The following is a 12442-nucleotide window of genomic DNA, read 5'->3' on the forward strand; positions in this document are numbered from 1 at the left end:
GCCTTCACCATGGGCAAACCCACAGGATTCAAAGAGTTCGACCGCAAGAAAGTCGCCTGGCGCTTGCCCGTCGTCCGCATCAACGACTACGACGAAATCTACACCGAACCCAAAGTCGAACACCTTCGCGAGCAGGGCGCCCGCTGTATGGACTGCGGCGTGCCGTTTTGCCAATCGGCCACCGGTTGTCCGATCGATAACCTAATCCCCGAGTGGAACGATCTGGTCTACAACAACCGTTGGCGCGAAGCCAGCGAACGGCTGCACCAGACCAACAACTTTCCGGAGTTCACCGGCCGAACCTGTCCGGCACCCTGCGAAGGTTCCTGCGTGCTGGGCATTACCAACCCGCCGGTGACGATCAAGAATATCGAAAACGCGATTATCGACCGGGCCTGGGCCGAAGGTTGGTTGCCACCGTCCCCGCCGGAATCGCGCACCGGCAAAAAGGTCGCGATCGTCGGCAGCGGCCCGGCCGGGTTGGCCGCCGCCGACCAATTGAACAGTGTCGGTCACTCGGTCACGGTCTACGAACGTTCCAATCGCGTCGGCGGCTTGCTGCAGTACGGCATCCCCAACATGAAACTGGACAAGGACGTGTTGCAGCGGCGGCTGAATAAGCTGACCGCCGAAGGCGTCCGCTTCGTCACCGATGCCAACGTCGGCCAGAACGTCGACGCCAAGCAGCTGTACGATGACCACGACGCCGTGCTATTGGCCTGCGGGGCGACCAAGCCGCGCGATCTGCCGATTCCGGGCCGCGACCTCAAAGGCGTCCATTTCGCGATGGAATTCCTGACCGCCAACACCCGGCACAAGGTCCACGGCGATTCCTTGGGCGATGGCTTTATCAGCGCCGAAGGCAAGGACGTGATCGTGATCGGCGGCGGCGATACCGGTACCGACTGTATCGGAACTAGCCTGCGACATGGTTGCCGCAGCATGGTCAATTTCGAACTGCTGCCCCAGCCGCCCGAAGAGCGTGCCGCGGACAACCCCTGGCCCGAATGGCCGCGCACCTTCCGCGTCGATTACGGTCACGAAGAAGCGAATGCGAAGTTCGGCCGCGATCCCCGCGAATACCAGATCCTCTCCAAAGAGTTCCTCAGCGATGGAAAGGGCAACCTGACCGGCATCAAGACGGTTCAGGTCAAATGGACCAAGACCGATGAAGGCTGGAACATGGAAGAGGTCGAGGGCAGCGAGCGTGAGTGGCCGGCCCAGCTGATTCTGCTGGCGATGGGTTTCCTGGGTCCCGAACAGTACCTGGCCGAAGCGCTCGGAATCAGCACTGACGCACGAAGCAATTTCGAAGCCAAGCACGGCGAGTTCACCACCAGCATCGACGGCGTGTTCGCCGCCGGTGACTGCCGTCGCGGCCAGAGCCTCGTCGTGTGGGCCATCAACGAAGGCCGCGGAGCCGCTCGAGCGATCGACCAATACCTGGAGGGTCACAGCTCCCTGCCTGCCCCAGGCCTGACCATGGGCACCCAACTAGTGCACTAAGGTTCGCAAGCATCCGTTCGAGTCGCCGCCACCGCGACGGCTCTTGAGGGCTACAGAAATAAGAGGACGGGGGTCTTTTCAGATGAAAGACCGCCGTCCCCTTCTTCGTTCCTGCCGGGCAATGTTCGCACCGTAGATCGCTTGCGGCATCATCCCAAGGAATCCCGCGTTCGTCGCGAACGCCAGGTGCCAGCGACCAGCACGATGCCACTCAGCAAAGTAGCTTGCGCTGTGCGCCCAAAGATCGGTGATGAATGCGACGTGTTTCTCGGGCGGTACGCGATTCGCCAAATCGCCTGTCAGGTACACCCAGCCGTTGTGGGCAGCGATGAAGCCAATCGTCCCCATCAGCGTTGCGAACAAACCGCTGACAAGCATCAGGATCGCCAGGGGGCGAAGAAGTTGAGCTGTCGACTTCCGAGGAGCAGTGCCGAGGCGAGACGCCATCGCGAGCGGAACGCCCAAAATGATCCCGACCCACCACGTCGCGATGATGCCCCAACCGATGCCGAGTAACGTCGGATCGCGCGTTGAAAAAATCGGAGGGTGACCGATTGTGAAGTATTCGATGCAAACCCTAGCCGTCACCTGGTCATGCAGAATGCCGTACACCGTGCAACACGCAACCGACAGGCTGATAATCCCGAGCCACTGCATGGTTAGTTGTCCGTCCGGGAGGGGCTGCGATGGACGATCATCGCCCCCAGGTAAGCCAGGTACGCCGTGGCGACAAACCAAAGAAGGCGGGAGGACCGCCGTTGTGCCACGCGGTCGCAGGCTATCGGTGTCGCGTCGGGGTTCATAGGACGGTGCAATCGTTTTATCGACGAACGGCCGTGGGCACACCGCGGCGAGTGAGAACGGTGCCCTCACGACACTATCCGATTCGGGGCAGCATGACAATCTTTCGCTGTAGCCTCACCACATGGTTCCGGCCGGTGACGTCCTATGTGTCAGCAATACCGGTTTCGAGTAAACAAAGAGCCGAGCTCTGCCCGCACCTAGTAGCCCGCCCCTCCCGGAAGGAGAAAAAGAATGGGGACGGAGGCCTTTCCGCAGAAAAGACCCCCGTCCCCTTTTGCGAACCGCGTCCCCTTTTGCGAACCCGTCCCCTTTTGCGAACGCGTCCCCTTTTGTGAACGCGGACTTCCGGCTAGTTGCCGGGCTGGGGAGCCTGTCCGCCAGCGGCGTCACCGGCTTGTCCGCCGAGGCCACCACCAGCTTGCGCACCGGCACCAATCTGAGCACCGGCCCCGAGGCCGGCGCCAGCTTGACCTCCGGCTCCGGCATCGATCTGCCCGCCGATGTCGCCGCGGCCGCCAATGCCGGTACCGGGGGCGCCCGGTCGATTCGCTCCGGCGTCACCGCCTACGTTGCCCGGCGCATTCGAACCGGCATTGCCCGGTTGCAGTCGGCCCGGAGGATTGAACCGGTCGATCGCTCGCTCGGCGGCACCGGGTAGATCGCGTTGGGGCGAAGTACCCTGACGATCGCGATTACTACGGAAGCCGCGGAAGTCGAAGCGGTTTTCCGCCGCATTACCGGCTCCCGGATTCCTCCGACCTTCCAGCTGCTGGCGAGCTCGATCGAGGGCGTCGCCGGCCTCCGGGTTGTTCAAGTCCCGCAGACGCCGCTGCGCTCGATCCAGGGCATCGCCTGCGGCCGAGTTGCCCGGATTCTGTTGCGATTCACGAAGCTGGTCCCGGACGTTGTCCAAGCGGTCGCGAGCTCGATCCGCTGCATCGCCAGCGCGATCCCGCATCTGTTCGGCTCGCTGGCGAGCCCGCTCGACGGCGTCGTCACGATCGGGCAATTCGCGGCGGTCATCTCGGTCGCCGCGCGGATCGCGATCGCCGGGCCGCCCATCTCCGGGCCACTGTCGATCATCGCCGCGTCGCGGATCGGCGTCTGGGCGGTCTCGGCCGTCACGGCCGCGAGGATCGGTTTCGACATCGCGGCGCGCTTGAGCAAAGCGTCGCAGCCGATCCACCTCGTCGACCACGTTGCGGATCGCCTGGTCACTGCCCAGGTTCTTCAGCGGTTCGATGCGATCGAAGCCGCCAAAGTCCACGTTGCCGCCGGCCTGCGTCGAAATTAATTGATCCACACGACTGGCCAGGTTGTTGATGCCAACCTGGTTGGCGAAGACGCTACGCGATTGCTGGTACTGGCGGAACGTGACCGGCAGTTCGGGGCCACGACCACCGACGAAGCGCTGCCGCGTCTGAACCAGTTCCTGCAGGAATCCGCCCCGCGTGGCGCTGTAGTAAGTGAACAGCGGATCGTAGTGATGGACGCTTCGGCGATACGCGGCCCAGGGCTGCAAACCGAAGGGCGTGTAACGGTCGCCAAAATAGCTGCCGTAGTAGTAATGCCCGTAGCGCGGGCTGACGAACAAGGAGGACAGCGCCTGCACGACGTTCACCGCCACGGTGGGCCGGTACGTTCGCCGATAGTCGGCTGGCGAGCGGAAGCGGACCGGTGCGAACAGGGCACCGCGACGCTCCACCGGGTAGTCCCAGTATCCGGGGCACTCGACGTAGCCGCGCGGCGTGTGCACCAAGCGGTGCGGAACCCAGACCCAGTCGTTCTGAATCGGGGCCCAAAAACCGTCTTGCCATTGATACTGGCCATCGACCCAAACGTATTTGCCGGGAACCCAGAACTGGTTGTCACGGCTTTCCCGGTACATCACAACGTCGGCGGGCGGGGCGGGTGGCGGCGGCAGGTACGAAACCTCCTCGGCCGCTTCTTCGATCCAGAACCCGGGCACCCAGGTCCAGCCGGCCGAGCTCTCATCCCAGTAGCCGGGCACCCACTGCATGCCCGGCGGCGAGAAACGCCAGGTTCCCGAAACCCAGCACAGATGATCTTCGTCCTCGACGCCCCAGTACCCCGGCAACCAAACCGCTTCACGACGGTCGTCCACGGGCCGAGCTTCGGCGGGTTGTTCATCGATCGGGTCGGGAATCGGTTCGGGCAACTGCAGGGCCCCGCGGGGGTTACCACGGCGAGTATCCGCTTGGGCGGTGGCCTGCGCCGAGGCCGAAGCGTTTGGCGTATTGTTCGTTGGCGCCGGATCGTCCGGCGGAACGACGCCCGGTTCGGCGAATCCTTCGTGGATTGGCCCCCGCATCAAGACATCCAAATCAACAGAGTCCACGTCGCCGTTCTGCCGGGCCGCGTCCCGATCGGAGGACGGTCGTTGGGACGGCGGTTGTTCAGCTCGAGCAGCGGACAGCGAAGTGGCCAGCAACAACGCGCATCCCGCCAGGCAGCGAGGCACACGGCCAGATAGCTTTATCTTCATCTTCACAAGACACCTTTCACGCAAGAAACGGGTACTGAAGTCAATGATGCCGGAACGCTGTCCGGCGTCTGCGATAAGCACGTCGGCATAAATCTTTGGGTGAAACCCCGCGACAACACCCTCCCGCGCAGCGGGAGGGTCGGGCTCTTAGGCCCGGGGAGGGCACTCACGAAAACCCTCTCCGGGCCTGAGAGCCCGACTCTCCCAGAGGGAGAGTAATGCCTAAGTTAATGTTGCGACGTGCTTAGAAGGGCCCTGTCCAAGTGTGCAAGCGATATACCAAACCGCTTGCCGGCGGGATCACGGTCGCGGGCTAGCCTGACGATTCCCGCAGTGTCAGGTGAAAAGTACCCGCCGGATATGCGTGGGAAAGAATTAAACGGTGGCGCCGAAACAAGCGGCCGTTTGGGGGCGAAGACGACGGTCGCCACGGTTGCCGCTGGCACGGCAGCCACCAGTTTGATGTCTCAGAAACCGTCGCACCGCCGCTTGAGCATCGAGCGAACACCAGCGGCTCCGGTGCAAGAGATAGTCCGCACGGCCAGAGAGACGAGCCAGCTAGGCCTGACGAGCCAGCTAGGCCTGACGAGCCAGCTAGGCCTGACCAGGGCACATCCTGTGCCCTTGTGTGGTCATTACCCAGCACGTCTGTCCGTTTGGCAGACAGTCATGCCGTTCGCGGACGGCCGCTTCGTGCGTCCGAACCGTGAATCCATCGGGCCGGCTCAGCCGACCAGTACTTCCAGCCCGTGGCCGCAGGCTGCCAGTACCGGATCCACGCGTGGCGAACTCGCGAAGGAATTCTTAAGTCACTTGCGCGTAACACTTTACGACGGTCCTTCGGGTTCGCACCCGAGCCCTCGTCGAAGAGCTTTTAGAATATCGATCTGGCCCCCGGGGTCAACGGAGATTGTGCCCGGAAATCCCAGCTTTTCCAAGCTAGCAAACGCGAACCCAAGGATTCGCCGGGCCGCCACGAGCAAGAATTTTTAAGGCCCTGCCCCGGAGCCTCGAAGGACCCGTTGGACATGGGCGCTAAGGGCGTTTCCTCCGCCGCTAGGCGCGTCGCAACATTTCATTCGGCTTTCCTCTCCCACTGGGAGAGTCGGGCTCTTAGGCCCGACCCTCCCGCTGCGCGGGAGGGTGTTGTCGCGGGGTTTCACCGAAAGATTCATGCCGACGTGCTTAGGCCGGGTTCGCCCCCCTGCTTGCCGACCCCCTGTTTGCCGGCGGCCTACTCGCCGCTGGGCCAGGCCCGGTGCTCGGACGCGTTTCCCCGTTGTGTTCCCGGACGATCCCCACCCACAGCCTCCGGTGGCGTGCGGCCGGCCGCGAGCGTCAGGTGTTCGGCCGGTTCCAGCATGGCCCAGTAGTACGTCCAAACGACCACCTGCGCCGAGAAAGTGACCAATAGACCGGTGGGAATTGCTTGAAGAATCACGTCGGTCAGACCGCCGGGCAGGGGCCAGGCAAGGCGAAAATCGATGAACTCGGTCTGCTTTGAAAGAAGCGGCACGACCGCGCCGGCGATCAGCCCACCGCCGAGTCCCCAGGCAGCCCAGAGGTAACTACGGCGGCCGGCCGTAGCGCGAAGGCTGCAGTAGACGGCCATGCTGACGGCCAAGATCGGAACCAGGCCGAACATCACGACCACCTGCCACTGCTCACCCGTCGGTGGCCACGAGCCTTGGATGAAGAACCAGGCGCGGTACAGCACGAGCGTGAAGGCCACCAGAGCGGTCAGCAGTGCCAGGTCGATCGTCGACGGACGACTGTGCCGCGTCGCCTCCACCGCCCCTAGCGAGCGCAGTCGCCAACGCGACAGATAGCGCAGCGTCATGCCCGGCAGGAAAGCCGTCAGCGCCGTGGTGCAGACAAACGCCGCCAACATTCCGTCACCCAAATACCACCACTGCAGCACGACGGTCAGCAGGCAGCCCAGGGCCGGAGTTCCGAACAGGCCGGCGCGGCGGATCACCGGTGCGTCCCAGAGGCAGGCCACCAGCGCGTTGGCGACAAACAGCGTAACCGGCAACGATAACGCGCCCAGCAGCAGCGCCCCGAAAACGGTTTCCTGCCACGACTGGAACGCAGCCAGTTCGGTAAGCCCGGAAAGCGGCGGGGTGGCAAGCGCAGCGGCCGCCAACAGCAACAACTGTACGCCAGAAAACAGCACTACGTCTCGAGGCCGGAGTCGCCGTTGGCCGTGGCTGCGCAGCCGCTCGATCTCCCGCTGCCGCTGATAGACGTGCTCACGCAAACGGCACAGGACCTCTTCGGGGCCGTCACCATCTTCCCGGTCTTTGGCTGCGGTCGTTTTGGCCGTCGGCCCGACGTGATTCATCACTCCGCCCCCTATTCTTGTCGTGATTGCGGCGACGTCAGGACGACTTGCATCATCCGGGCCACCGCTCGCGGAATGCCCCACAGAACCATCGCCATGATCCACGAGGGAGCATACACCAGGTTTTCCATAACGGCCAACCAACATTTCGCGAGGACGACGAAACCCTGAGAGCAATGCCTAGATACAGTTTGCGAAGTGCCTAGCGATCAGCGATCCGAACAATGCGACGATCGGTCGTTGGTACTGTTGAGCGGTTTCGATTCGCGCCCATTAGCGTGATTCGCGGGCCTATTTCCGAAGACGGTACGTGCCCGCGAATGGCGGCGAATAGGCGCGAATAGGCGGGCGCTGCTTCGGCTTTGGCGGGCTTTTCTGCTTGGAGCTGTTGTCGGCATCTGCTCGACTTCCGCCTCAGTCGCTTCCAGGCAGGCATTCATCGTCGACTGATCGTCGGAATCGTTACGCATACGGGGCTACAGAAGTTGTTCGAGTACCGAAGCGGTCGGGCCGCCACCTAACAGCGCGCTGCCAGCTCCAGGGCTTGTTCGGGGGTTTGAATCTTGTTGTCCAGCTGGGCGCTGCGGACCGTGGCCAGTATGTCCCGAAATTTCGGCCCCGGCTGGAAGCCGTGTTGCTTCAGCTGGGTACCGTCGAGCAAGGGCGGCGGATTCAGTTTTTCCGCTGGCCACTGCAGTCGCCGGCGGCAAAACGCAACGCCATCGCCTGACCCTGAACCGGCCGGCCCTGAACCGGCCGTCCCTGATGCGTCCAGCTGCAGCGGATCGTCGGCGATCTGCGAGTAGGCGTCGGCCAGGATCAGGCCGGTCGCCGCATAGCGTCCGACCAGCCGCGGCTGGACCACCGACCAGGGCAGGGAATCGGCTGCTAGAAACGTGGGAAATGCCGACAGGGCTTCGGCCGCCGCGTCCCGCTCGGCGGTTGACAGTTTCCACTGCGTGAACAGCTGGGACAGCATTTTGCGTCCGGTCGAATCGGCGGAGTCCCGCTGGGCGGCTGCGGCCAGGATCGCCAAGCCGCTGGCAACATCCGCTGGCTGCCGGGCGGAGAGCCAGGCAAGCGTCGTGGGGGCGTTCGCCGCCGCCGCCAGCGGTTCGGGTAACAGTTGCTCGGCCAACCGCAACTCGAACATCCACCGCAGGGCATCGGCCGCGGCGTCGCTGGCCAGCATCCGCCGCATCTCCGCACCGATCCGTTCGCCGCTGACCTGCCGGATGTCCGCGGCGTGGCTTTGCACCGCCGCACTGGTTTGCGGATGGATCTCAAAACCGAACAGGGCGGCGAAGCGGACCGCGCGGAGCATCCTCAGGCGGTCTTCGGCAAACCGCCGGTCGGCGTCGCCGATCGCCCGCACCAGTCCGGCCTTCAGGTCCGCCTGGCCTCCCACAAAATCGATGACCTCCTCTTCGAGGGGATCGTAGAACAGGCCGTTGATCGTAAAGTCCCGCCGCTGGGCGTCGCCTTCGGGATCGCTGTACGCGACATGATCGGGCCGGCGTCCGTCGCTGTACGGTCCGTCGCTGCGAAACGTAGCCACTTCGACCGGCGCCGCCGCGCTGCCGCGTGGCGACAGCACGTTGATCACGCCAAAGGAAGCTCCGATCGCCAGCGTCCGCCGGCGGCCGAACAGGTCCCGGACGGTTTCGGGCGTGGCGCTGGTGGCCACGTCGTAATCCTTGGGCGTTTTCCCTAGCAGGTAATCGCGCACGCAGCCGCCGGCTAGGTAGGCCGTGTAGCCCGCCTCGCGCAGCCGGCGGATGATCTCCAGCGCGTGCTGGGAATCGTCGTCGGAGGAAGGGAAGTTCGTCATCGCGCTTTCGTCTCGCGGAGGAAGAGTGGCATAGGCTTCTGGCCTGTGAAGACCCGCTCACAGGCTGGAAGCCTATGCCACTGGTGGGCTGGAAGCCTAGGCCAGCGGTGCCGGGGCAAGCCATAATAGAACGGCGCGGAGAGGTGTTGGGAACCGCATCCTGCCCGCGGTTGTGTTCTGCCCGGTCCAGCGGCTACAAACACCCTGTTGCATCCATTTGTCCCTCTCGGAGTCCGTTTTGAACCGGCCGCCTTCTCCTGACCCCGATCCCCCGGCGAGTCCGCCCGCAAAGATCAAACGCCCCCCTAAAATCAGCAATCCCAAACCCCCGCACGGTCGCAGGGGAGTGGTTGCGGTGATCCTGCGCGAGGAACGATTTCTGGTGATTCGGCGCAGCCAAATGGTAACGGCGCCGGGCAAGTTGTGTTTTCCTGGCGGCGGGATCGAGCCGGGCGAGACCGAGGAGCAGACCCTGCGCCGCGAGATGCTCGAGGAGTTGGCGATCGAGGTTGCGCCGGTCCGGCTGCTGTGGCGCAGCACCACGCCGTGGGGCACCAAATTGGCTTGGTGGCTGGCCGATATCCCGGCCACGATGCAGCCCGACCCGGACCCCAGCGAGGTCGAGGAAGTGTTTTGGATGAGCCGCCTGGAGCTGCAGGGGGCCGATGAGATCCTGCCCAGCGTACCGCAGTTCATGCGGGCTTGGCGGACGGGCAAACTGTCCCTGCCGATCAACTGGTAAACGAAAAGAGCGTTGCATGGCGGGACATGCAACGCTCTCTCGACGAGGCAGTTCGGGTTGGTCGTTTACACCAACTCTTTCTTTGCACCGATCAGAGTCCGCAGTCGCTCGGCCAACAGGTGAGCGTCAAACGGCTTCTTAAACGTCTCGTTGATCGCACTGCGATCGAAGCTCATCGGCTGACCATCGTCAGGCAGCAGAGCGATCAGGATGACGTCGGTAAAATCGACATTCTTCCGTAGGTTTTGGCAGATCTGCACCGATTCGATTTTTCCGATGGAGAAATCGACGATGATGCAATCTGGGCTAAAGCTTTCGGCCTGGATACCGGCTTCGAAACCGCTGGCAGCGACAGCGACTTTGAAAGCTTTCTCGGGCGGCAGCTCGCGCTTCAAATTCTCAATCAAAACTTGGTCTTGGGCGACGATCAAGCACTTGGCCATCGCCTCATCTTCCAAGTCGCCAAGGGGCATTCCGTGTTCCTTGAGGAACTTGATCAGGTATTCGCGAGGAATACGCCGATCCTGTGAGCCGGGAATGCGGTATCCTTTCAATCGCCCGGAATCGAACCATTTGGAAACGGTTCGAGGGGCGACCTTACAGATCTTGGCGACCTGTCCAGTCGTGAAGACCTTCATGTTAGGTTCTCCATAACGCCTCGTTGTATCTTCCCTCAACCAGCGGTGCGTCGTTAACCGCCGATCTACTGGCCCGGTTGTCGCGCGAGGTTTCACAGCCGGTCCTGTGCGGCTGCCACAAACGTGGGGCGAATGTGGATGAAAACTTCACTTGACGGCTGGGTCTGGGCCTGCCGGTTGCGTGGTGCAACGCTCTCTGGAACGGGATTCTCGCGGTATTAGTAAAAGTATCTTGCGGGCCGCAGAAAACACTGTCCCCGCCAGCAAGCGGTGGGGGCAGGGAAATGCGCGGCCCGAAAGCCCTAGGGTTGACGAGTCTCGGGCGACCCGGAGGGTCGCCGTACGGGCAGAAGCTGAGCGAGAACCGTTGCCGCGGGCCAGCGAAGTAGGCCTTGTGACAAACGATCCCACCCACGACCTACGACCGAAGCCGGCCGAGGCGTGAATCCCAGAATCCCCCCTGTCGTCGTGAAACAAGCGTCTTGACCGCCACCGATCAACCACCCCCGAAGGAGGCGGTAACCCGATCAAGACATGCCTGTCTGAAGATTAGTTTCGAGCAAAACCGGCCCAACTCTTTAAGGCGAATTATTAGGAACACCCGGACGTCTTCGGCTTGACCGTCAAGATCAATTCCAAAGGTGCTTCGCCATCGTGCGATTCCATTGCGATTTGCAAGGCAAACGCCGCCGAGCCGCCCCCGCGACAACCGGTGTCCGGAGCGCCGAGGCCGAAAAAGTTTTTTTCGAACCAGCCTGCAATACCATTATATACGCTTCCGGCAATCCCCCTCCGGTATCATGAAGGCTCCAACACGCTTCTTCATCAGGGGAGCCAACGCGTGCAGTACTTGATAGGCATCGATGTCGGCGGGACCACGTCGACGATCGCCGCGGGGTCGCCCGAGCGGCGCGTCGAATACGTCTCGCCTCAGTTCGCCACCCGCTCGGCCGACGGTCCGGCCGCCACGATCGCTGACCTCATGGCCGCGATCACGGCTTTCCTGAAGCAGCGCGGCGCCGCTCCCGGGGACATCGCTGCGGTGTCCTTGGCGACGCCGGGGCCGGCCACGCGCGACGGTGTCCTGTTGAAGACGCCCAACCTGGATCCCGAACAATGGAATCGCTGTCCGATCCGTCAACTGCTCGAGTCCGCCCTGGCGGCCGCCGGAGCGCCCGTGGCCGTGCGCTACCTGGGCGACGGTCAAGCCGCGGCGCTGGGCGAGTACGCCGTGCGCAAGCGTCTGCTGGATTGGCCCGAGGCCTGGAACACGCCGCTGCGGGGCAGCCGAGCCGACTTCGCCCCCGAACGACTGGATTCGATGTTCATGGTGGCCGTGGGCACAGGGCTGGGCGGCGGTGAAGTCCGCTGCGGTGCGGTCACGATCGGCCGCGAGGGTCGCGCCGGCCACGCCGGGCATATCTTCCTTCCCCACGATGCGTTCCGATACGCCCACGACCGTCAGTTTCGCGTCGGCAACGCCTGTTCCACGCTGGAGTCGGCCGTCTCGCTCTCGGCGCTGACCCATCAGTTGGAATTCCGCCTCGGCCTGCCCGAATGGCGGCAGCATCCGCTGCACCAGGTGCCGGGCAGTATGAAGGATCGGGCCAAGCGGCTGCGCGAGTTGGCCGCCGACGACGACGGCCTGGCGCTGGAACTGCTGGATGACCAGGCTCGGGCCCTGGGGATCGGCTTGTTGCAGATCCAGTATCTGGGCGACTACGACCTGTTGGTGATCGGCGGCGGGGTGTGTGATCTGGCCGCCGGCCCCCGCCGGAGGTACCTGGAATCGGCTCGGGCTGCGTACCGGGAGCGGGCCTTGGATGGGTTCCGCGATTTCGATGGGTTTGCTTTCTCGATCTGTGGCGACCAAGCCAGCGTAATCGGTGCTTTACAGCACTGTTATCACGACTGAAGCCTTGTCGCCTTTGGGGGCATACGCTACGTTCTCCCGCGACTCTTCCGACGGCTGTAGCGACGAAGACACCCGGGCTCGGGAAAGCTGTGCGGCATTGTGTCGCGATAGCTTACGTGCCCTTGATACCAAGGTGTCCGCAACGCGATACTGCGT

Annotated in this window: 8 protein-coding genes; 3 read left to right on the top strand and 5 right to left on the bottom strand. The window is 63.3% G+C overall.

Annotation, left to right across the window (positions count from 1 at the left end; genetic code table 11):
* The first annotated feature begins 9 nt into the window (after window positions 1-9).
* Window positions 10-1506: a glutamate synthase subunit beta gene (locus GE027_RS06865; protein WP_153556443.1), complete on the top strand. Its 1497-nt coding sequence runs from the start codon at window positions 10-12 to the stop codon at window positions 1504-1506.
* A gap of 78 nt (window positions 1507-1584) precedes the next feature.
* Here GE027_RS06865 and GE027_RS06870 read toward each other — a convergent pair whose 3' ends face one another.
* The 4 genes from GE027_RS06870 to GE027_RS06885 form a co-directional block, all read right to left on the bottom strand.
* On the bottom strand, window positions 1585-2163 hold the full coding sequence (locus tag GE027_RS06870; protein ID WP_153556444.1) for a hypothetical protein: 579 nt from the start codon (window positions 2161-2163) through the stop codon (window positions 1585-1587).
* 496 nt (window positions 2164-2659) lie between these two features.
* The gene (locus GE027_RS06875) at window positions 2660-4669 is read right to left on the bottom strand and encodes a hypothetical protein (protein WP_153556445.1); all 2010 of its coding nucleotides are present in this window, start codon (window positions 4667-4669) and stop codon (window positions 2660-2662) included.
* A gap of 1381 nt (window positions 4670-6050) precedes the next feature.
* Window positions 6051-7160, bottom strand: a complete 1110-nt coding sequence (locus GE027_RS06880; RefSeq protein ID WP_153556446.1) for a hypothetical protein — start codon at window positions 7158-7160, stop codon at window positions 6051-6053.
* A gap of 517 nt (window positions 7161-7677) precedes the next feature.
* Window positions 7678-8991 (bottom strand): CCA tRNA nucleotidyltransferase, encoded by a 1314-nt coding sequence (locus tag GE027_RS06885; RefSeq protein WP_153556447.1) that lies wholly within the window; start codon window positions 8989-8991, stop codon window positions 7678-7680.
* Window positions 8992-9337: 346 nt separating this feature from the next.
* Here GE027_RS06885 and GE027_RS06890 point away from each other — a divergent pair, with 346 nt between their 5' ends.
* Window positions 9338-9733 (top strand): NUDIX hydrolase, encoded by a 396-nt coding sequence (locus GE027_RS06890; RefSeq protein WP_153556448.1) that lies wholly within the window; start codon window positions 9338-9340, stop codon window positions 9731-9733.
* Between the two features lie 65 nt (window positions 9734-9798).
* Here the strand turns inward: GE027_RS06890 and GE027_RS06895 are convergent, their stop codons facing one another.
* Window positions 9799-10467, bottom strand: a complete 669-nt coding sequence (locus GE027_RS06895; protein ID WP_237607353.1) for a helix-turn-helix domain-containing protein — start codon at window positions 10465-10467, stop codon at window positions 9799-9801.
* Window positions 10468-11212: 745 nt separating this feature from the next.
* Between GE027_RS06895 and GE027_RS06900 the strand changes: the two genes are divergently transcribed.
* On the top strand, window positions 11213-12286 hold the full coding sequence (locus GE027_RS06900) for an ROK family protein (protein ID WP_153556449.1): 1074 nt from the start codon (window positions 11213-11215) through the stop codon (window positions 12284-12286).
* The last annotated feature ends 156 nt before the right edge of the window (window positions 12287-12442 follow it).

This window comes from Roseimaritima sediminicola, assembly GCF_009618275.1.
GTDB lineage: Bacteria > Planctomycetota > Planctomycetia > Pirellulales > Pirellulaceae > Roseimaritima > Roseimaritima sediminicola.